A 21,845-nucleotide genomic window follows, 5' to 3' on the forward strand; every position below is an offset into this window, starting at 1 on the left:
TTGCTCTGCGCCTTTGTGGCAAAACTGCCGTTGCGAGGTTTTTCCTGCCGGGAGGTTGAACGGTTCGCTACAGGGGGAATTCGGACAGGGAGTGCCGTGCCAGGAACTGCATGGTCTCGTTGGCGGGCAGCGGGCACGATACCAGGTACCCCTGGATCTCGTCGCATTCCAGGTCCCGCAGGTAGTCCAACTGTTCCCGGGTCTCGACCCCTTCGGCCATGACCCGCATGTCGAGGCTGTGGGCCAGGGAGATGATCGCCCGGGAGATGGCGGCGGACTTCTCGTCCGTGGTGACCGCGCTGGTGAAGGTCTTGTCGATCTTCAGCTTGCTGATGGGGAACTGGCTCAGGTAGGCAAGGCTGGAGTAGCCGGTGCCGAAATCGTCGATGGCGATCCGCACCCCCTCGGCGTGCAGGGTGTTGAAGGCCGCCACCGTGGCCTTGCTGTTCTTCAGGAGGGCGCCTTCCGTTATCTCCAGCTCCAGAAAGTTCGGGTCCAGTCCGGTCTCTTCAAGGACCGAGAAGATCCAGGGCACCAGGTTGCCGGAGTGGAGTTGGGTGGGGGAGAGGTTGACCGCATACCTGACCGGCTGGCAACCGGAACTGCTGCAGGCGAGATGATGCTCGCAGGCGGTTCGGAGCACCCATTCCCCCAGGGGCGCCATCACGCCGATATCCTCGGCGAGCGGGATGAACTGGTCCGGGGAGATGTTCCCCAGGGTCTGGTGCTCCCAGCGCGCCAGGGCCTCCACGCCCACGACCCGGCCCCCCTGCAGGTCCACCTGGGGCTGGTAGTGCAGGGAAAAATCCTGGCGATTGACGGCCCGGCGCAGGTCGTTCTCCAACAGGAGCCGGCCGAATTCCGATTCATAACTTTGCGGGGAAAAGAAGCGGTGGCTGTTTTTCCCGAAATCCTTTGCCTTCAAGAGGGCGGCATAGGCGTTTCTGATCAGGGCGTCGGCGCTGCCCCCCCCTTCCGGGTAGAGACAGATCCCCATGTTGGCGTTGATGACAAGCTCCTGGTCCGCCAACAGGAAGGAATCCGCCATGGCGTCGAAAACGTCCGCCACGACCTGCTGGACGTCGTCCCGGCAGCCCATGCCGGGAAGGAGCAGCAAGAACTCGTTCCGCCCCGGCCGGCAGAGGGTGTCGCGGGGCGCGAGGCAGGCGTCGAGACGTACGGCCGTCTCCTGCAGGAGCGCGTCCCCCACGAACTGGCCAAGGGTATCGTTGATGAGTTTGAAACGATCGAGGGCAAAGAAGATGACGGCAAGCTTGCCGCCGCTCTCTTTGGCTGAGGAAAGGGCGTTATTCAGGGTATCGTAGAACATGGCCCGGTTCGGCAAACCGGTCAGACGGTCCGTCAAAGACGCCGCACCGTGGCTTTCGCCCCGGTGGCGCATCTTCGTCACCGTTTCCTCCAGGAGAACAACCCGGCCGCGCAAGGCGTCTATCTCTCTTTGGAGCTGCCGCCGCGTCCTGCTTGCATCGTGCATTAGGAGTCCCGTGCCGTCATGGTGACAAACGAAAGTCGAACATCCAACGCCGGAAGGGTGCTTCTGGCCGCATCGATCCGGCAAACAACACACATACCCGGATGAGAATACTCCTTACACCCTTTTTCTAATAATTACAAGGGATAAGAGAGGCTGAAATGTGCAAGAAAAAAGCAAACAGCGTCGACGGGTCCCGCGTCAATCCGGCCTTGGCGCCCACCAGCGGCTAGGAGTACGCACTCCGGGGCCATCGACCCCGCTTCTCTTGGGTGCAGGCCGACTTTTTGCCCCATTGTAACCGGGCCAGGATAGTGCCGGAACATTCCGGGTATAAGCTTCCCCCACGCTCAGTCAACCGGGCGGAAACCCAAAAAGGAGGCGCACCGTGGATATTATTACGCTCAAATCGGGGTTGGAACTTGCAGTCATAGGGGTGGCGATGGTTTGCGTCCTGTTCGTATTCTATTGGAAGCTGGGACAGGCCACCTTGGAAAAACGGGAGAACGAGGGGCAACGGGACAGCGGGGAAGCGGGGTACGGAACCCATGCGGCGCCCCACGGGGAGCCGCCGCTCCCGGGACAATGAGACACGGAATGGGGGGATGGTCACCGCATCCGTCCCGATATATGCCCCTATCGGGTATTCGGTTGAAATATCCGGGCACTGCTATTATAATTCGACACATTGCCTGTGACGCCAAACGAAACGGAACGAAAGCCTATGCCCCTTTGTACCTGGGAGACCAGTTTCAACCTTGAAGTAGGGGTTATGAACGAACACCACCAGCGGCTGGTGAGCCTCATCAACGCGGCCTACGACGCCATTCAGTTGAACGACAGCCACGGCATGGTGCGTATCGTGGGCGAGCTTCTCGATTACGCCACCTACCATTTCAAGACCGAAGCGGACCTGATGCGCCAGTGCGGCTATCCGTCCCAGGCGTCCCACATGGAACAGCACGGCCACTTCTTTCGCCATATCAGCGACCTGCAGAGCCGGCTGCACGCACGCGAGCCGCTGCACAACCTTGAGATCGTGATCTTTCTGAAGGAGTGGCTGATGCAACACATCCTCGTGACGGACCGGGAACTGGCCGGCTATCTCGCCGCCAACGTCCCGGCCGCCCCGGAACCCCTCCCCTCCCAAGACAGCGCGTGACGAAACCTTTTGCTGGGCAGCCGGTACCTGCGCCTTCACAAACGCACCGACAGGTGGTATGCTGACCGCCCGGACGGTGCACCTATCCGCCTCCCCCGCCGTTGCCGGGACGCGGCGGAGCACATGCCGGACATATCCCCCAGAGAGGAAACTGACATGAGATTAGCGCCCATCATCATTGCGATCACCCTGGGTGCCGCTTCCGCCGCTTTTGCCGAGCAGGCGCCCGGGACCGGCAAGGACCTGTGCCTGCTGGATATCAGCAACTGTACCGGCCGGAGTTACTACAATATTGTCGAAAAGATCGCGCGCTTGAAGGCGGCTCTCGAGGTCGGAACCACGGTCTATTCGCCGGGGGAGATCGAGCACCTCACGTACATGCTGGAAGAGGCGTTCACAACCGCCGATTTGATCGGCGCGGACCCTTCGATTGTCCCGGAAAACAGGGACAAATGAGCACCGGCACCCGCCACGCAGCGACGCGAGGCTCCCGCAGACGACAGGAACCGGCATGAAAAAACTCCTTATCATCTTGCTGCTGGCGGCGTCCGTCGCCCAGGCGGAAACCTACCAATGGACCGACGGGGAAGGGACCGTCCACTTCTCCGAATCCCGCGCCGTGATCCCGGCGCCCTACCGGAAGAACGCCACCCCTCTGGGGATCGACGTTACCACCGGGAGCGGGAGCGGCCCCGCGGCCGGCTCCTCCCCCGCCACTCGGCAGGGCACCCCGGAAAGCGGCTCCGTCGCCGCCCGGCTGGAGGAGGTGAAGGGGCGGTTGCAGAATGACGAAGGGAGCATGGCGCTCATCCGCCAACTGCAAGACGATCCGCAGATTCAGGCGTTGTTGAGCGACCCGGCGGTGCTGCGCGCGGTCCAGACCGGGGATTACGGCGCCCTGATGAACAACCCCGCGTTCATGAAGCTGCTCACCAATCCCCGGGTGCAGCAGATCGAGAAGCGGATGCAACAGGGAGGGACGAAGTAGCCCGCCTCCCCGGGTTTCCCCCAGGCCCCTTTTGACGGTGTTCCAGGATCACGTGCCGGCTGTTTCTTTGCCCCCTCCGGTAATTACGGCATCCCTCCCGCCCCTTTCGTTTTCACATGGATCACCGATTATCGAAACAATAATAGATCACCCCGATTCCCGGGCATGTGATCCGTTTCATTTCAGCCAATCATCGCCATTGCCGGCTGATTCAGCACAGTTGCATGCGCAATCGTCCGCATGGTACAGTACCGGACATCATGCGGCAGGTCAGCGCGAAGCGGGTCGCTGCCCGGGAGGCAATCGTTTGGAAACTACGACGTTCGACAACTATATGGAGAAGAGCGGACAGGTATTGACACGGGATTCCGTGGAGTGCCTGCAGATGAATCTGGGGTATGCCTGCAACCTGAGTTGTAACCACTGCCACGTGGGGGCGGGTCCTCACCGCACGGAAGAGATGAACCAGCGGGTGATGGAGCACTGTCTCCGCTTTGTGGAGCAGGGTGCGGTCAACGTGGTGGACCTCACGGGCGGGGCGCCGGAAATGAATCCCCACCTGCGCTACCTGATCAAGCGGCTGCGCATGATCGGCTCCCTGAAAAAGATCCTGCTCCGGAGCAATCTCAGCATCCTGGCCGAGGCTGACTATGCCGACCTGCCCTCCTTCCTGGCGGGAAACAACGTGGAGATCGTTGCCTCCATGCCCTGCTACCTGAAGGAAAACGTGGCGGCCCAGCGCGGCCCCGGCGTTTACGAGGCCAACATCGCGGTCCTGCAGGAGTTGAACCGCATCGGCTACGGCACCACGGGCCCCGGCCTGCACCTGGTCTACAACCCGGGGGGGGATTTCCTGCCCGGCCCGCAACCGGCCCTGGAGGCCGCCTACAAGGAGCATCTGGGCGAGCGGTTCGGCATTACGTTCACCAGCCTGTACACCATCACCAACATGCCCATCGGCCGCTTCCGCAGCGACCTGGAGCGGCACGGGCAGTTGCAGCCCTACCTGGACCTGCTGGCGGCGAGCTTCAACCCCGACAACCTGGCCAGGGTGATGTGCCGGAACATGGTCAGCGTGGATTGGCAGGGGCAGGTGTATGACTGCGATTTCAACCATATCCTGCGGCTCCCCCTGGATGTGGCCGACGGCTACATCGGGAATGTGCGCGCCGACGACCTGATCGGCACCGCCATCGCGTCGGGTGAGCACTGCTTCGCCTGCACCGCCGGGGCGGGCAGCAGTTGCCAGGGGAGCCTGAGCGCCTAGCCCCGCCCCGGCTTGCGGGGCGGCCCCCAAGGGCGCCACCCCGCACCGACGCGACCAAGAGAGCAGATACGATCATGCCCCAGGAACGATTATCCCCCGTTGTCTGCAAGAACTGCGCACTCCTGCTTGTCCGGCGCTGCTATGGAAGGCATTGGTGGTTCCGCCTGGTCCGGGAGCCGTTGGTGTGGGGCATGCGCCTCTTGTCCCTCCGCCACGGGATCGACGCCCGCAGGCACGTGGTGAGCAACCCCGAATGCCACGGCTGCGTCCGCTTCATGAAGGCGGAACTGGAGGAGAAGTCACCCCTGTTCCGCTTTCTCAATGACCGCATCGGCCCGCGCTTCGGCGCCATGCGCAACGCCATGCTCACGCGTGCGGAACTGGACGAGGCCAAGCGCCGCGCCACGGAGATGATGGCGCCAAAGCCCCGGGAATAGGAGGGCACCGCCGCACCGCGATCACGGCACGGCACTCTCCTGAAGAATTACGGTTCGGCATCCCGAAATTGATGGACAGTCCCGCGATCTTTTTGCTATGTATAACGGATTTACCGATGCTGGTGATACGGGCCGTGGCGAAGAGGGACTCTCCCTGCCGAGTATCCCCGGGCGGAAGAGCGCCTCAGGGGACAGAAGCAAAGCAACGATGCAACGATGCGATGACGGGAACGGGAGTTGTTACAGCGGAGGAGATGGTCGAGGCGTTCGCCATTCGGAGAGGGCTGCCGGGAACGAATCGCGGCGGTTGCTCATCGGACGAATAGCGCCATCCCCCTTGCAGAAAACGAGGAACTCAGATTGGATTCGATTCAAACCGTGATCACCGGGAAGACCAGACTTCCTTCGCCCCCCTTGATTTGCATCAATATTCTCGACCTGGTGCGCGAGGACGATTTCACCTTTCAGGACTTGGCCCAAATCATCGGCGCGGACCCCTCCCTGACCGCCAAACTCCTGAAGGTTGCCAATACCCCCTATTACAACCTCTCCGGTTCGGTTACCAGTGTCGAGAAGGCGGTCGCCATCCTGGGGGTGAACATCGTCAAGATCATCGCCCTCTCCTTTGTCGTGTACAGCGAGTTCCAGGTGGAGGAGGACGGCTCGTTCGACATCGACCTCTTCTGGCGTCGCTCCCTGACCTCGGCCGTGGCTGCCGAACAGATCGCCACCGCCCTTACCGGTTCGGGCGGCGACCTGTTCCTCATCGCCCTGCTCCAGGACATAGGGGCCCTGCTCATGCGCAACTGGCGGCCCACGGACTACCGGCAGATCTCCAGGACCGCCCTGAACGGGCGCACCCCGCTGCACCACCTGGAGCGCGACCTCTTCGGGTTCGACCATCAGACGGCGGGCGCGGAACTGTTCAAGAGCTGGAACTTCCCCGAAGCGATCTGCCTCCCCATACGGTATCACCATTGCGGCGACGACGCGCCGCAACAGTATCGCCTGGTCATCGACATACTGGAGGCCGCCAACGTCCTTTCGTGCTTCTACAACGACAGCCACGACGTCGCCAAGATTACCCGGGCCAAACACCTGCTCACCGCGGGCCTGGGCTTCGAGGAGCATGCCGCCGACAGCCTGATCGAGGAGGTCGCCCGCAAGAGCGGGGAGATGTTCGTCGCCTTCGGCATCAACGGCGCGACCATGAAGCCGCTCTCCCAGATCCTGCAGGAAGCCAACGAGGAGCTGGGCGCAATGTACCATTCCTACGAGTTGATGATGCTGGAATTGAAGCAGGCGCGGGAAAAGGCCGAGGCCCTGGCCCAGGAACTCCATGAGAGCAACGAACGGCACCGGGAGATGGCCTACAAGGACGACCTGACCCAGGCGTACAACTACCGCTTCTTCCAGGAGGCCCTGGGACAGGAAATCAGCAGGTCCCAGCGCTACGGGCGGGAATTCTCCCTTGTCCTGTTCGACCTGGATCAGCTCAAGGAGATAAACGACACCCACGGGCATCTCGTGGGGAGCCAGGTGCTGGTCAACGTCAGCAGGCTGGTGCAGAAAAAGGTGCGGGCCACCGACATCTTCGCCCGTCTGGGGGGCGACGAATTCGGCATTATCCTGCCGGAAACGGACGCCTCCAAGGCAGGCATCGTTGCCGAGCAGATCAGGCGCTCCATAGAGGCTTCGGCCGGGAATATCACCGCCACCATCAGCGTCGGCGTGACCAGCTACTGCTCCGACCATGGGGATTGGGACAAGAGGATCATCTTCAACAAGGCGGACGCGGCCCTGTATATGGCCAAGAAAACCGGCAAGAACCGCGTCCACGTGGCATAGGCCGCGCGGTGCGGCCAGACGATGAAAAAAGGGGCGGTCCCATACATGGACCGCCCCTTTGTATTGCCTAGCCTGCGGCGTTCGGCTCACCTCATCCCGCTACGGCTCTTCCATCTCCGCGACCACGCTGATCATGAACGGCTCGCCGCAGCAATGGCAGGGTGCCGGCTACGGGGTCAGGGGAGCCACCAACCGGAATCCCAGATCGGATTTGCGGCTCTCCGAGGCGACATAGTTGCGATACGAGCTGCGTGTAGCGTCGGCGGTGACATCCCAGGCGCCGCCGCGCACGATGTGGAAGGTGCCCGCCGACGGTCCGGTGGGGTTGTCCGCTTTGTTCGGCAGGTAGTTATACATGTAATCCTGCACCCACTCCCACACATTGCCGCTCATATCGTAAATGCCAAGGCCATTGGGGCGCTTCTGGCCCACCGGCTGGGGCGATGAAAAGGAATTGGCGGCATACCAGGCCACGTCTTCGACATCTGCGCCGCCACAGAATTTTTCCGGTTTTCCTCCGCCACGGCAGGCGTATTCCCATTCCGCTTCGGTGGGCAGACGGTAGTTCCGGCCGCTTTGGGCGTTAAGTTTTTCGATGAAACCCTGCACGTCGGAATAGCTGACATTTTCTACCGGACAGTACTGGCCGCACGACTTGAACCGGGAAGGGTTGTCCCCCATCACACGTTGCCACTGGGCCTGGGTAACCTCATAGGTTCCGATCCTGAGCTCTTTCAGACAGACCTCGTGAACCGGCCGCTCGTAGCTATCACCGATATCCAGCACATCCCCCATCAAAAAACAGCCGCCGGGAACCGCCGTAAACTCCATACCGGTAACGGTATCGACATATGCAGCCCGGCCGGGAGCGCCGGAACCGCCACTGGCAGGTTGCAAACCGGCATCCATGGCGGCACAGCCGGAACAGAGCAAAAACAACACCAGGCCCATTATCTTCATGCGTATCCCCCCAGACTGACGATGTTCGACATTGTTTGTAGCCATCCTGGCTTGGAATATACCGCGAAACCACCCAATTTCAAATGAAAAATCACGGATTACGGTGCGGGCAACCGTCCATCGGCGCAGAAGCGGGCCTGGTGCTCTTCATCCACGCAAGCCGACGGCTATTCCCAGGGGCGCAACCGGGTCGTGGGCAGCGATAGTTACCGGCCAAACATCGCCACATCAGCCCGTAACGACTGATTACGCACGCCGCCATTGCCAAACCGGCGATTTCGGCATAATCTGTTCCCTCCGCCCCGGTCAGGCCGGGATATGAGTTCCATCGTTCACACGGTTCACACCTATTTTGGGAGGAAGTATATGCGTAACCTGTTCTGGCCAGGTGTTCTTATGGTGCTGCTCTCCGGCTGCGGTTGGGATGGGTCCGCGACCCGGGAGAACGATATCACCCCCCTCACCGCCATTACGATCACGGCGGATTACTCCACCATCGCCCTGAACACCTCCACCAAGCTCAAGGCCACGGGCAATTACTCGGGCCTGTTCACCCGCGACATCAGCGACAAGGTGACCTGGACCAGCGATACGCCCACCGTGGCCGCCTTCGCGACCACGGCCAACCCGAACCGGGTGACCGGCAAGCTGGCGGGCAGCGCCGTCCTGACCGCGACCCTGGGGGGGGTGTCGGCCACCTATGCCATGAAGGTCAGCTCGGCCACCCCTACCGCCGTGACGGTCGCCCCCGCCGCCCCGACCCTGGCCAAGGGTCTGACCACGCAGTTCGCGGCCACCGGCACCTTCTCGGACGGCAGCAGCCAGGTCCTGACCTTCGACGCCGCCTGGGCCTCCAGCGACGCCACGGTGGCGTCCGTCAGCGACGCGGCCGACGACACCAAGGGGCTGGCCACCGCCCTGGCCGCCGGCACCACGACCATCAGCGCCACCTTCGGCGGCATCAGCGGCACGGCGCTCCTCACCGCCACGGCCCCGGTGCTGCAATCCATTGCGGTCTCGCCGGCCAAACCCTCGGTCCTCTCCCTGACCAAAACGGCCTTTACGGCCACCGGCACCTATTCGGACGGAACGACCGGCGACATCACCAGCCAGGTCACCTGGGGCTCATCCAACACCAACGCGGCGCCGGCCCCCGCCGCCGGGACCACCGTAACCTCCGCCCCCGGCACCACCACCATCAGCGCCACCCTGGGCAGCGTCAGCGGGGCAGCCACCCTCAAGGTGACGGGGGGCACCCTGACGAGCTTCAGCATCTCCCCGAACAGCCAGACCCTCGTCAAGGGGACCATGGGGCGCATCAGCGCCACCGGCGTCTTCAGCGACAGCACGACGCGGGACATCACCGGGGCGCTCACCTGGACGGTCGACAACACGAGCCGCGCCACGCTGACCACGCCGTCGGGCAATGTGATGTGGGCAAGCGCCCTGGCGAGCGGCGCCGTCACCATTACGGCAGACTCCGCCTCCCTGCGCAAGACCGCCACCGTGACGGTCACCGCCCCGTCGCTCAATCACCTTGCAATCTCCCCGGCCAGCCTCAGCCTGACCAAGGGGTCCACCGGCCGCTTCGCCCTGACCGCAATCTTTAACGACGGCACGTCCCAGGTCGTAACCGACAGCAGCAGCGCCGGCAGCCCCACCACCTGGAGTTCCAACGCCACCTCCGTCGCCACGGTCGGCACCACCGGGCTGGCCAGCGGCCAGGTCACCGCCGTGGCCGCCGGCACCACCGCCACCATCACCGCCACCTACGGCGGCACGAGTATCACGGCGACCGTCACGGTCACGGCCAAGACCCCCAAAAGCCTGGACATCAGCCCGAGCAGCACGACGAACGTGGTGGCTGTCGGCTCCGCCACACCCTTCACCGCCACGGTCACCTACAGCGACAACACCACCGCGGACGTGACCAAGGACACGGTCTGGACGATCTCCGACGCCAACGTGGCCATCCAGGCCGACAGCCAGCAACTGCCGGGTCAGATCATGGGGGTCGATAGCGGCACAGCGACCCTCACCGCCACCTTCGGCGGCATTACCGCCCCGACCGTGACGGTCAAGGTGCCCTAATCACGTATTCGGAAGGTTCCCCCTCCTTGATAAGGAGGGGGTCAGGGGGTGGTTGATAATCACCGGGGATTACAAGCTACCCCCCGCCGCCCTCAAGGTACTTGAGCCCGATACCACCAGTTATGAAGGAAGGAACCATATGAAACGAATCTGCCGGATGATCATCGCCCTGGGCCTGCCGCTGCTGGTGTGCGGCCCGGCCTGGGCGCAGCACGCGGGCCCCTATGCGGGGGCCTTCCTGGGGGGCAACGCCCTGATGTCCGCCAAGGGCTCCGACAGCCAGGGGGACTTCAGCCTCAAATTCGACCCGGGCCTCATGGGCAGCGCCGTCCTGGGGTGGGACTTCGAGCCGGGCAACAGCGCGGGCGAGGGGCGCATCGAGCTGGAATACAGCCACCGCGGCAACCGGCTCGACAAGGCCAAATTTGCCGATGGGAGCGTGCCGGCGAGCGGCAGCGTCACGGCGGACAGCCTGCTGGTCAACTTCTACGGCATCCTGTTCGGCGACCGGTTCTGGTCCCCCTACCTGGGGCTCGGCCTGGGGGCAGCCCGCATCGAGGCCTCGGACCTGCGGGTGACCGGCGGGTCCCTGAGCGACGACTCGGCCTTCGTCTTTGCCTACCAGGCGGGGCTGGGGGTCGATTTCGCGCTGACCGACCGGCTGAACCTGGATCTGGGGTATCGTTTTTTCGGCGCTATCCGCCCCAAGCTCCGGGAGGCCGACGGGACGGCGTTCAGGATGGATTATTACAACCACAGCGTGGTGCTCGGGGTGCGGGTGGGGTTTTGAGGCGAGAGGTTTGAAATAGGACTTATAAAACTTATGGGACCTATATGTCTTATAAGTCCCATAAGTCCTATCCGATTCCCCCCCCGCTTCACCGCCCGATGGTGAAATACCGTGCCTGGGGATGGTGGAACACCAGGGCCGAGACGCTCGCCTCCGGGTCCATCATGTGCCCCTCGGTCAACTGCATGCCGATCCGCTCGGGGCGGAGCAGGGCGAAGATCTTCTCCTGGTCGGCCATCTCGGGACAGGAGGCGTAGCCGGGGGAGACCCGGATGCCGCGATACCCCCCGTCCATGATTTGGGCAACGGACAGAGCCGGGTCGTCGCTGATCCCCCAGGCGTCCCGGATGCGCCGGTGGACGAATTCGGCCGTGCATTCGGCCATCTCCAGCGCCAACGCCTGCACCAGATGCGACTTCAGGTACAGCCCCTCCCCCTTCCAGATCTCGGCCTGTCGGCGGACCCCAGCGCCGGCGGTGGTGACGAACAGGGCCACGCTGTCCTTTTCCCCGCTGGCAACCGGCCGCACGTAGTCGGCCAGGCAGAGGTGTTCCTCCCCCGGCTGGCGGGGGAAGGTGAAGCGCATGACCTCCGCCCCGGAGCCTGCCGGGTCGTAGAGGATCAGGTCGTTCCCCTCCCCGGCGGCCGGGTAGAAGCGGTACAGGGCGTGGGGGCGGATCAGCCCCTGTTCCCGGACCAGCGCGATGGCCTCCTGCACCTCGGCGTGCAGCTTGAGCGCCTTCTCGTCCTTATCGGCCAGGAGCTTCTCCAGTACGCCGATCAGCCCCAGGTGCTTGCTGTAGAGCATCTGGCGGTTGATGTAGGGGAGCACGTGGTCCAGGGGGATCTCCCGGAGGATATGTTCCTGGAAATCCGGGACCGCCGGGAGCGGGCCATCCACGGCCGTGGCCGAGCGAACGGTGGACGGGGCCGCAGGGGCGACCGCCGGCCGGGCCGCGGCCTCCCGGCGCGATTCCTCCTGGCGCTGCCCCAGCTCCTGGAACAGCGCGGGACGCAGGGCCGGGTCGCTCAGCCGGTTGGCAATGTCCAGCCCCTGCATGGCATCCTTGGCGTAGAGCACCGGGCCGCCGTACTCCGCGGCGATGCGGTTGTCGGCAAAGCGGCGGGACAGGGCCGCCCCGCCCACCAGCAGGGGGGCGTCGATCCCGGCCGCCTTCAGGTCGGCTGCGGTGACGGCCATCTGCTGGGCGCTCTTGACCAAGAGCCCCGAGAGGCCGATGAAATCGGGGTTTTCCCGCCGCGCCGCGGCAATCAGCTCCTCCGGCGGCACCTTGATCCCCAGGTTGACCACCTGAAAGCCGTTATTGCCCAGGATGATCTCCACCAGATTCTTGCCGATGTCGTGCACGTCCCCCTTGACCGTGGCCAACAGCAGTTTCCCCTTGGCGGCGCTGTCCCCCTTCTCCAGATGCGGTTCCAGATGCGCCACCGCGCTCTTCATGGACTCCGCCGACTGGAGCACCTCCGCCACGATCATCTGGTTGTCGTTGAACAGCCGCCCCACCTCGGCCATGCCGGCCATGAGCGGCCCGTTGATGATGTCCAGCGGCTTGTCGCCCCGGCCCAGGGCCTCATCCAGGTCCGTTGCCAGGCCGTCCTTGCTCCCCTCGATGATGTAGCGGGGGAGCCGCTCGTCCAACGGCAGGGCCGCGGCCGCTATCCGGGGTGCGGCGACCCGCTGGCGGAAATGGGCGGCAAAGGCGGCCACCGGGTCGCTGCCGCGCCAGAAGAGCAGGTCTTCCGCCAACGCCAGCTCCTCGGCCGGGATGCCGGCGTAGCGCTCCAGCTTTTCGGTGTTGACGATGGCATAGGTCAGGCCCGCCTTGACGCAGTGGTGCAGGAAGACCGAGTTCAGCACCTCGCGCCCGGCCGGGGGGAGGCCGAAGGAGACGTTGGAGATCCCCAGGATGGTGCCGCACCGGGGAAAGGCCTCGGTGATCAGGCGCACCCCTTCCATGGTCTCCCGGGCCGAGCCGATGTAGTTCTCGTCGCCGGTCCCCACGGGGAAGACCAGCGGGTCGAAGATCAGGTCCTCGGGGCGCAGGCCGTAGCGCCCCACCAGGAGATCGTGGGAGCGCCGGGCGATCTCCAGCTTGCGTTTGCTCGTGACCGCCATGCCGTGCTGCGGGTCTTCGTCGATGCACCCCACCACCACGGCCCCGCCGTAGCGTTGCAGGAGCGGCGCGACCAGGGCGAACCGTTCCTCCCCGTCCTCCAGATTGATGGAGTTGAGGATGGACTTCCCCTGGAGGCGTTGCAGGGCCAGCTCCATCACCCGGGCGTCGGTGCTGTCGACCATGATCGGTGCCCGCACCTTGCGGGGGAGGAAGCGGAGCAGGCGTTCCAGATCGGCCGCCTCGTCCCGGTCCGGGTTGGCCACGCAGACGTCGATCACCTGGGCGCCCCCCTTTACCTGGGCCCGGGCGATCTCGCTCCCCTCCTCGAACTGTTCGGCGACGATCAGGTTCTTGAACCGGCGCGAACCGATGACGTTGGTCCGTTCCCCCACCAGCACCGGCCGCACGTCATCCTCCACGAACAACGGCTCGATCCCGGCGATGACCCGGCTGCGCCCCTTTCCGGGGCGGCGGGGCGCTTTCCCCGCCACCATCCGGGCGATGGCCTCGATGTGGGCCGGGGTGGTGCCGCAGCAGCCCCCCACGAGATTGAGCCACCCCTCGTCCACGAACCGGGCCAGCTTGTGGGCCAGGGACGCGGGGGTCTCGGCGTACCGGCCATGCTCGTCCGGCAGCCCGGCGTTGGGATAGACCGACACATGGCAGGCGGCCAGCTCGGACAGGGCCCGTAGGTGGTCGGCCATGAACTCCGGGCCGGTGGCGCAGTTGAGGCCGATGCTGATCATGCCCAGGTGATCCTCCAGGTGGGCCAGGCTGGCGTAGAGCGCCTCGGCCCCCTGGCCGGCCAGCATGGTCCCGCTGGCCTCGATGGTGCCGGAGATCATCAGCGGCACCCGGCGGCCCTGCTCCCCGAACGCCCGGCGTATCCCCTCGGCTCCCGCCTTGATGTTGAGGGTGTCCTGGGCGGTCTCCAGAAGCAGCAGGTCGGCCCCGCCGGCCAGAAGCCCCAGGGCCTGCACGCGGAATGCCTCCACCAGCTGCGCAAAGGTCACCCCGCCGGTGACGGAGATGGTGCGGGTGGTGGGGCCCATGGAGCCTGCCACCCAGCGCGGTTTCGTGGCCGTGGCCGCGGCGTCGCAGGCGGCCCGGGCGAGTTGGGCGGCTTGGCGGTTCAGTTCGAAGACCTGCCCCTCAAGCCCGTAGTCGGCCAGGACGATGTCGGTGGCGCCAAAGGTATTGGTCTCCACGATATCGGCCCCGGCCGCCAGGTAATCCCGGTGGATGGCGCTGATCACGTCGGGGCGGGTGAACGTCAGATGCTCGTTGCACCCCTCATAGGCGGGGCCGCCGAAGTCGTCGGCCGTGAGGTTCCGTTCCTGAAGCTGGGTGCCCATGGCGCCGTCGATGACCAGGATGCGTTCGGCAAGGGCGGAGATGATCGGATGGGACATGCGGGGCTCCTTTAAGCGGGGGTATAAGGAGACGTTATAACACAAATGGGACTTATAAGTCACATACGACCTATAAGTCCCATAAACTACCCATAAACTACCATTGGCTTGCGACCTCTTTACAGCTTGAACTGCCCCACCAGCCGTTGCAACTCCTCGGCCAGGGTGGAAAGCTGGTTGGCGGCGATGACCGACTCGCTGGCCCCCCGCGCCGTATGCTGCACCACCTCGTTGATCTGCTGGATGTTGCTGCTGATCTCGCTCGTGGTGGCGGTCTGCTCCTCGGCCGCCGTGGCGATCTGGCTCACCTGCATGTTCACCGCGTTGATCTGTTCCAGGATCGCCTGCAACGCAGCGCCCGATTTGGCCGCCTCGCTGGTGCCGCTCTCCACCTCCCTGACCCCCTCTTCCATGGCCCCCACCGCGCCCCTGGTCTCGCCCTGGATCGCCTTGATCATCTCGCCGATCTCGCGGGTCGCCTTGGTGGTCCGCTCCGCCAGCGCCCGCACCTCGTCGGCGACCACGGCGAAGCCGCGCCCCTGCTCGCCGGCACGGGCCGCCTCGATGGCCGCGTTCAGGGCCAAAAGGTTGGTCTGGTCCGCAATGTCCTCGATGGTCCCCACGATCGCGCCGATCTGGTCGCTGCGCGCCCCCAGGCTCTCCACGGTCTTGGCCGTGTCCATCACCCGGCTGGCGATGCGTCCCATGACCTGGACGGTGTTCTCCACGACGCCCGCGCCGCTCTCGGCGGCCTGGCTGGAGTGGAGCGCCCCGGAAGCCGCATGGTGGCAGTTCTGGGCGATATCGCCGCTGGTGGCCGACATCTCCTCGCTGGCCGTGGCCACGGTGCCGGCCTGGGCCGCCATCTGCTCGGCCCCGGTGGCCATCTCGGCGGCGGTGGCGTGCAGTTCGGCCGCAGCGGAAGCCACCTGGGTGCTGTTCCCCGCCACCATGGAGATGATCGTATGCAGCTTCTCGGCGGTGCCGTTCACCTCCCGGGCCAGCATCCCCATCTCGTCCTTGCTGGCGATGGGGGAACGGACGATCAGGTTGCCCCCGGCCACCTCTTGGAGGGTGCCGAGGACCGCCTGGAGCGGACGGGATACGGAGTTGGCGATCAGGTTGCCCCCCAGGAGGGAGATCACCGCCACCAGGGCCACCACCGCCAGGAGCACCAGCCGGATACGCCGGAAGGTATCGCTGCTGTGCCGGTAGGTTTCTTCACCACTCTTGACGTTGTCCGTCACCATGTCGGCGATGGTCTGGGCCGGCTTGGCGTACAGGGGCGCCACCTTGCCGGTGGCAAAAGCCAGGGCCGCCCCAATGGCCGCCGCATCTCCCGAGGCGTGGGCCGCCTTGGCCATCGCGGCCAGCTTGGTCCCTTCCACGGCATAGGCTTCGAATCCCTGACGGAACGCCCCGATCTCTTCCTTTTCCTTGGCAGTGATGGAACTCTTCTCGTACGTGCCCAGCTTGGTCCGGACGTTCTCGATCTGGACGGAGAAGTCCCTGCCCTTTTCGGCGATCTGGTCCGCGTCCCTGAGCGCCAGCATATAGACCACATCCAGACGCATGGCCAGGAAGCAGTTTTTCAGGTCCTGCAGCAGCGCGGTCTGCTGCATGCCGTCCTTGAGCTCCGCCTCGTCGCCGTTCATGCTGGACATGTTCGCCACCCCGAAGCCCCCCACCAGCAGCAGCGCGGCACAGCTCGCCAGCACCAGCGTCATGATCTTCGCCTTCACCTTCATATCCGCCCACACACTCATCTCGACCCCCGCAGTTTTATGATAATTACGACGCTATTGGTCCTTTGGTGCCCATTGCGGTTAGCAATCCGCGCGCCAAACGGGCAGAACCATTTTAGTAAATCATTCCAAAATGTTACACAGTGGATATATTGTATACGCCTGCGACTGATGTTGCCTGTTGTGCCCAGCAGATAGCCAAAGCAGCGAAATGACGCACATTATTTGAGTCAACTCATGTACCCACCGGCAAAAAATGTCGCAGGGATTGGCCATGGTTATCCGGCCCGCACAGAGCCCGGTCATGCGGCAGTGCGACAAATTGACACAAACAAGGAGACCCGGAGGGGCTGTAATATAAATTTATCTCGTGATAACGGCAAGTTTTAAAACCACTCGGGAGTGTTATTTTTTTTAACACCTCGCGGGAAAATGTTAATATTTTTAACATACTGAAATTGCTATTGAAATATGCTTTACCTCGGAGCAATAGGGGTATATATTTCTAATGAAAATAGAAATCCCAGCAGATCATCCCCATCCCCCTACACACAGCCGCGTCATCGAATTGCGGAATTCCCGGATACCTCACCGGATGGGCTTCAAGCATCAAGGAGAGTGACGCAGGAGAGCAGCCATGCTGCATGCGTGCGTGTTCATCCGGGAAGAGACAGAATCCGGCCGGAGGACAAGGGGAAGCGTTATGTTCGGAAAATTCATTATCGCCACACTTTTCTGCATCTCCTGCATATCGTTGAGCGGCTGCATCGGCAAGGGCGACGACGCCCTCAGCCCCGCGAGCAATGCGACGGCAGCGGAAATAAAGCCGACCCTCATAAGCGGCACGGTCTTGCAGGAGGACCGCGTTACCCCCATCAGCGGCGTGCATGTCGTACTCAAGAGAAAAACGCAAGCGTCGGTCGTATCAACTGCCGACACGGACCATATCGGCAACTTCAGCCTGGCGGGGCCGTTTTTCCGCGACGACTACACCATAGAGATCGATTCCCCCGAATACGCCGGTGGCAAGACCATTCTGGTCGAGCTCAATCGGGACAACTGGCACGAGATCATTGCCTCTAAAAGGTAATGCCCCCCATGCCCGCCCGGCGTGAGACTCCGGCCGACGGCACAATTGCATCCAACCGGCGGCCTCCGTCTTTCTATCCGTTTCAACCACGTTGTGACAAAAACATTTGCAGGCGCATCGAAGTCTGCTAGATAGATGCACAGTGGTTTGACAGGTAAGGGAGATGGAGATACGCCCCAATGGATGAGATACAAAGCAAGTACAAAAAGAGGAAGACCCTCTACCTCGTGCTGATGGCGGCCATGGTCGTCCTCGCCATCGTCTTTCGCCTGACCGCCGTGCCGGGCGACCAGAACGCCAATCGATCCAACCTGCTGAAGTTCGCCTCTCTGGCCGTGATCATCCTCGTCGCCCGGAATGTTTTCCGTTGCCCCCAATGCGAGGCGACCCTGGCCCAGGCATTTTATTCATCCTTGTGCCAACTGCGCCGCTGCCCCAAGTGCCGGGCGATGCTGAAGGAGGACTGAAGCCAGCCCCATGTTCATCTTCTGTCTCGAACTCCATCTGGACCTGCCCGCCCGCTCCCTCAAGGAGAAGCGGGGCATCGTCAAGAGCATCCTGGGGCGCTGCCGCAACCGTTTCAATACCGCCTGCGCCGAGGTTGACCGCCAGGACGCGCCCGGAGCGGCGGTGCTGGCCTTCGTAACGGTCAGCCCGAACAAGGTCATTGCCCGGCAGGTGCTGGAGCGGATCGAAGAGTGGATCTACGAGGGATGGCCGGATGTGGAGATCGTGGCATCCGATATCAGCGAGGTGTGAAAATCGGGCCGAACCCCCTATTAATAAGAGCTATATTGACACTGTGGTCCATGCAGGGTATATTTAAATCTTATTTCAAATACTTATATTGCATGGACCCCAGAGTGGGGCCAGCCGGACCAATGACCCCCTATGCCTGACCAACCTGCCGATAATCAGGGCCAACATACGCTGACATACCTGAGCAAACTGGGATCGAACCTCCTGGACGTGGTCGTGAAGCGGTTCTCCAACCCCCTGACAGCCCGTCGGAACAGGTTTATCCTCCTTGTTACGACCGCCCTCCTGCTGACCCTCATCCTGCTCCCCGGCCAGCGGTTCCACTCGGCCGAATTCAAGCCGGGCGACATCGCCACCTCCGATATCCGCGCCCCCCAGGACTACCTGGTGGAAGATCACGCCCTGACCGAGCAGCGCCGCAAAGAGGCCGGCAACAGCGCGCCGGTGGTCTACAACGTCAGCGACCGCGTCCCCTCCTACATCATCGGCAAGCTCGAGCAGGTGGTCGGCGCGGTCCGCAAGGAACGTGCGGCCAAGAGCCAGAAGAGTACGCACGAATGGCGGACCCTGCTGACGCCGCTTTTGGACACGGAACTGAACGCAGCGGATATCCACGCCTTCACCCATATCGCCTCGGACAAGGTTTTTCTGGCGGACGCCGCCCGCATGGTGAACGAACTGTACCGCCGCCGGATCGTCCTCGACGGCAAGGCCTTTCAGACCGACACCAGAAGGGGCTTGGAGCTGATCAACGACAACGGCCAACTCGTCGAGGACAGCGACGTGGCCCTGGAGTACACCGAGATCCGGGAGGCCCGCAGGCTGGTGACTTCCTGGCAGTTTTCCGGCCAGAACGACCGTACCGACGGGAGTGCCATTGCCCGCGTGATCGCCCGCATCCTCCTGCCGAACCTGTTCTACAACCGCGAGGCGTCGGAGGCCCGGGCCAAGGCGGCCACGGAATCGGTCAGGCCGGTGCTCTTCAAGGTCCAGAAGGGGGAGATGATCGTGCGGGTCGGGGAGCGGATCAGCCCCGAACAGGCCCATAAGCTGCAAACGATCTTCCAGGAAAACCGGGGCGGCAGCCGTATCTATTCGGCCATCGGCATCTTCGCCCTGATCGTGGTGCTGTTCTATTTCCCCTACCGTTTCGCCTTGAAGAACATCCGCAAGTTCAATCCGACCAATAAGGACATCCTGATCATATCGCTCTTGATTATCGGCAGCTTCCTGCTCTTCAAGATCGCGATCCTGATCACCCACAATATCGGCCCGGTCTTCCCGGATATCGACACCGCCTCCTTCTTCTACCTGTTCCCCTTTGCCGCCGGCCCCATGATCGTGCGCATCTTCATCAACTCCGAGGTGGCCCTGGTCTATTGCGCCATCCTGGCCCCCCTCCTGGGGATCATGTTCGACAGCAACATGACGGTGGTGATCTATACCATGCTGGGGAGCATCGTGGGGGCCCACGGGGTGCGCCAGTGTTCGGACCGGAGCACCATCTACACCGCCGGCCTGAAGGTGTCGGTGGTCAACCTGGCCATGGCCCTCTCCTTTCAGACCTCCAGCGCCACCCTGTTCAGCATGCAGACGATCTATGTGGTTTTTTTCGCCCTGGTGAGCGGCGTATTGAGCGCCGGCCTCGTTTCCGGCTTCATCCCGCTCATCGAGACGCTGTTCCATTACACCACCGACATCAAGCTCCTGGAACTGGCCAACCTCAATTCCCCACTCCTGCGGGATCTGATGGTGCGAGCCCCGGGCACCTATCACCACAGCGTGGTGGTGGGCAATCTGGTGGAGTCCGCCGCCGAGTCCATCAGCGCCAATCCCCTGCTGGCACGGGTGGCCGCCTATTACCACGACATCGGCAAGATCTCCAAGCCGCTCTATTTCATCGAGAACCTGGGGGGCGAAGAAAATCGCCACGACAAGCTGACCCCCAGCATGAGCGCCCTGATCCTGATCTCCCATATCAAGGAGGGGGCCGAGCTGGCCCGGGAACGGCACCTGGGGCAGCCGATCACCGACATCATCCGCCAGCACCACGGCACAGGGTTGATCAAATTCTTCTACGACCGGGCCAAGACCCAGGCAGAGGCGAACGGCCAGACGGTGGAGGACAAGGATTTCCGCTACCCCGGCCCCAAACCCCAGACCAGGGAAGCCGGCATCGTCATGCTGGCCGACTGCGTGGAGGCGGCCTCCCGCACCCTCGTCAATCCCACCCCGGACCGCATCCAGGGGATGGTGCAGAAGATCATCAACAATATCTTCATGGACGGCCAGCTTGAGGAGTGCGAACTGACCCTCAAGAACCTCCACGAGATCGCCAAAAGCTTCAACCGCATCCTGAACGGCATCTTCCACCACCGGGTCGATTATCCCGAACCGGTCTACAAGGGTGGAAACAGCGGCCAGAAGAAGGCCGAGCATAAAACCAGTTCCGGCGAGCACGGCAAGCCGGGAAACGGAGACCAAGCAAGTGCTGATACAGTTGAACAACCGCCAGAGACGACACCGGATCATGGCGACCCGCCTAAGAAAGGTGGCGGAGAGGATCTTAAGCGCCTTGGCATGTTCTGACGAGACCGAGTTGTCCGTCTCCATCGTCGGCGACCGCGCCATCCGCATCATCAACCGGGAGTACCTGGCTAAGGACCGTCCCACCAACGTCATCTCCTTCTCCCTCCAGGAGGGGGAATACGCCGGCATCGCGCCCCATGCCCTGGGTGATGTGGTCATCTCGGCGGATACCGCTGCCCGGGAGGCAGAGGAGGGGGAGATGGAAACCTTCGATCGGATCTGCTTTCTGCTGCTGCACGGCATCCTGCACCTGCGCGGCTATGACCACGAACGGAGCGGCGAGGCCGAAGCGGCAAGGATGGAAAAAAAGGAGAGTGAATTATTCAATCTTCTGAAGAAGGAAGGGTTCCTGAACCCGTAAAACCCGACCGGTTCATCGATTCGGTCAACTGTGCCATCGCGGGCATCATCCACGCGACCCGCACTGAAAAGCACATGCGCAACCACTTCATCTCCGCCGGGGTGGTGCTCCTTGTGGCGCTTTTCCTCAGGGTGAATCCCCTGGAATTCGCCCTGCTGGCGCTGTCGATCCTGTTCGTGCTCTTCGCGGAACTGATCAACACGGCGGTGGAGGCGGTGGTGGACCTGGTTTCGCCCGGCTACAACCATTTGGCAAAAATAGCAAAGGATACCGCGGCCGGAGCGGTCCTGGTCGCCGCCTGCGGGGCCGCCATCATGGGCTACCTGATCCTGGCCAAATACATCCTGCCGCTCTACGGGGAGGTCCTTGCAATGTTCGGCGCACCCTCGGATATCGGTACCATGGTCTCGATCCTGATCGTCACGATCGTCGTGATCATGCTCAAGGGCCTGCTCGGCAAGGGGAGTCCCCTGCACGGCGGGGCCCCCAGCGGCCATGCGGCCATCGCCTTCTCCATCGCCACGGCGGCATCGCTCAACTCCCGGGACCCGCTGACCTCCCTCTTGTCCGTCGCGTTGGCGCTGATGGTCAGCCACTCGCGGCTGTTCATGCGCATCCACACCATGGGCGAGGTGGTGGCGGGTTCATGCCTCGGGGCGGGGCTCACGTTTATCGTTCTCTACGTATTTAAGTTTCTTGGATCATAAAGGAGGAAA

General features: G+C 63.0%; 19 protein-coding genes. 15 read left to right on the plus strand and 4 right to left on the minus strand.

All coding sequences use genetic code 11. The features are described from left to right. Positions 1–67: 67 nt before the first annotated feature. The gene (locus ET418_RS14020; RefSeq protein ID WP_149308577.1) at positions 68–1,495 is read right to left on the minus strand and encodes a putative bifunctional diguanylate cyclase/phosphodiesterase; all 1,428 of its coding nucleotides are present in this window, start codon (positions 1,493–1,495) and stop codon (positions 68–70) included. A 385-nt stretch (positions 1,496–1,880) separates the two neighbouring features. Here ET418_RS14020 and ET418_RS14025 point away from each other — a divergent pair, with 385 nt between their 5' ends. From ET418_RS14025 to ET418_RS14055, 7 genes are all read left to right on the plus strand, one after another. Further along, a complete protein-coding gene (locus ET418_RS14025; protein WP_149308579.1) occupies positions 1,881–2,081 on the plus strand; it encodes a hypothetical protein in 201 nt (66 codons plus the stop codon). A gap of 135 nt (positions 2,082–2,216) precedes the next feature. After that, the gene (locus ET418_RS14030) at positions 2,217–2,654 is read left to right on the plus strand and encodes a bacteriohemerythrin (RefSeq protein ID WP_149308581.1); all 438 of its coding nucleotides are present in this window, start codon (positions 2,217–2,219) and stop codon (positions 2,652–2,654) included. Between the two features lie 156 nt (positions 2,655–2,810). Next, positions 2,811–3,110, plus strand: a complete 300-nt coding sequence (locus ET418_RS14035; RefSeq protein WP_149308583.1) for a hypothetical protein — start codon at positions 2,811–2,813, stop codon at positions 3,108–3,110. Positions 3,111–3,165: 55 nt separating this feature from the next. After that, a complete protein-coding gene (locus tag ET418_RS14040) occupies positions 3,166–3,642 on the plus strand; it encodes a DUF4124 domain-containing protein (protein WP_149308585.1) in 477 nt (158 codons plus the stop codon). A 307-nt stretch (positions 3,643–3,949) separates the two neighbouring features. Next, on the plus strand, positions 3,950–4,909 hold the full coding sequence (gene arsS / locus ET418_RS14045; protein ID WP_246153097.1) for an arsenosugar biosynthesis radical SAM (seleno)protein ArsS: 960 nt from the start codon (positions 3,950–3,952) through the stop codon (positions 4,907–4,909). Between the two features lie 74 nt (positions 4,910–4,983). Continuing rightward, a complete protein-coding gene (locus ET418_RS14050) occupies positions 4,984–5,346 on the plus strand; it encodes a nitroreductase (protein WP_149308587.1) in 363 nt (120 codons plus the stop codon). Positions 5,347–5,706: 360 nt separating this feature from the next. Beyond that, a complete protein-coding gene (locus ET418_RS14055) occupies positions 5,707–7,194 on the plus strand; it encodes a sensor domain-containing diguanylate cyclase (protein ID WP_188055584.1) in 1,488 nt (495 codons plus the stop codon). Between the two features lie 168 nt (positions 7,195–7,362). On the opposite strand, the gene ET418_RS14060 is transcribed toward ET418_RS14055, so the two are convergent. Continuing rightward, on the minus strand, positions 7,363–8,154 hold the full coding sequence (locus tag ET418_RS14060; protein WP_188055586.1) for a formylglycine-generating enzyme family protein: 792 nt from the start codon (positions 8,152–8,154) through the stop codon (positions 7,363–7,365). Between the two features lie 366 nt (positions 8,155–8,520). On the opposite strand from ET418_RS14060, the gene ET418_RS18560 reads away from it, so the two are divergent. Both ET418_RS18560 and ET418_RS14070 read left to right on the plus strand, forming a co-directional pair. Beyond that, positions 8,521–10,245 (plus strand): Ig-like domain-containing protein, encoded by a 1,725-nt coding sequence (locus ET418_RS18560; RefSeq protein WP_188055588.1) that lies wholly within the window; start codon positions 8,521–8,523, stop codon positions 10,243–10,245. Positions 10,246–10,384: 139 nt separating this feature from the next. Beyond that, a complete protein-coding gene (locus ET418_RS14070) occupies positions 10,385–11,035 on the plus strand; it encodes an outer membrane protein (protein WP_149308595.1) in 651 nt (216 codons plus the stop codon). A gap of 88 nt (positions 11,036–11,123) precedes the next feature. Here ET418_RS14070 and metH read toward each other — a convergent pair whose 3' ends face one another. Together metH and ET418_RS14080 are read right to left on the minus strand one after the other, a co-directional pair. Then, on the minus strand, positions 11,124–14,585 hold the full coding sequence (metH, locus tag ET418_RS14075; protein WP_149308597.1) for a methionine synthase: 3,462 nt from the start codon (positions 14,583–14,585) through the stop codon (positions 11,124–11,126). Between the two features lie 119 nt (positions 14,586–14,704). Continuing rightward, complete coding sequence (locus ET418_RS14080) at positions 14,705–16,351, minus strand: methyl-accepting chemotaxis protein (protein WP_149308599.1); 1,647 nt, start codon at positions 16,349–16,351, stop codon at positions 14,705–14,707. Between the two features lie 682 nt (positions 16,352–17,033). Between ET418_RS14080 and ET418_RS14085 the strand changes: the two genes are divergently transcribed. The 6 genes from ET418_RS14085 (at position 17,034) to ET418_RS14110 (ending at position 21,836) form a co-directional block, all read left to right on the plus strand. Then, on the plus strand, positions 17,034–17,420 hold the full coding sequence (locus ET418_RS14085; RefSeq protein ID WP_149308601.1) for a carboxypeptidase-like regulatory domain-containing protein: 387 nt from the start codon (positions 17,034–17,036) through the stop codon (positions 17,418–17,420). A 179-nt stretch (positions 17,421–17,599) separates the two neighbouring features. Next, positions 17,600–17,887 (plus strand): hypothetical protein, encoded by a 288-nt coding sequence (locus tag ET418_RS14090; RefSeq protein ID WP_149308603.1) that lies wholly within the window; start codon positions 17,600–17,602, stop codon positions 17,885–17,887. A gap of 10 nt (positions 17,888–17,897) precedes the next feature. Further along, positions 17,898–18,179 carry a DUF503 domain-containing protein gene (locus tag ET418_RS14095; RefSeq protein WP_149308604.1) on the plus strand — a complete coding sequence of 94 codons (282 nt, stop codon included), beginning with the start codon at positions 17,898–17,900 and terminating at the stop codon, positions 18,177–18,179. A gap of 132 nt (positions 18,180–18,311) precedes the next feature. Beyond that, on the plus strand, positions 18,312–20,768 hold the full coding sequence (locus tag ET418_RS14100; RefSeq protein ID WP_149308606.1) for an HD family phosphohydrolase: 2,457 nt from the start codon (positions 18,312–18,314) through the stop codon (positions 20,766–20,768). Next, positions 20,710–21,129 carry an rRNA maturation RNase YbeY gene (gene ybeY, locus ET418_RS14105; RefSeq protein ID WP_149308608.1) on the plus strand — a complete coding sequence of 140 codons (420 nt, stop codon included), beginning with the start codon at positions 20,710–20,712 and terminating at the stop codon, positions 21,127–21,129. The genes ET418_RS14100 and ybeY overlap by 59 nt, the downstream gene beginning before the upstream one ends. A 35-nt stretch (positions 21,130–21,164) precedes the next feature. Then, on the plus strand, positions 21,165–21,836 hold the full coding sequence (locus ET418_RS14110) for a diacylglycerol kinase (protein ID WP_275937961.1): 672 nt from the start codon (positions 21,165–21,167) through the stop codon (positions 21,834–21,836). Positions 21,837–21,845 lie beyond the last annotated feature (9 nt).

The sequence above is a fragment of the Oryzomonas rubra genome (genome assembly GCF_008369015.1).
In the GTDB taxonomy this organism is placed as follows: Bacteria; Desulfobacterota; Desulfuromonadia; order Geobacterales; family Pseudopelobacteraceae; genus Oryzomonas; species Oryzomonas japonica.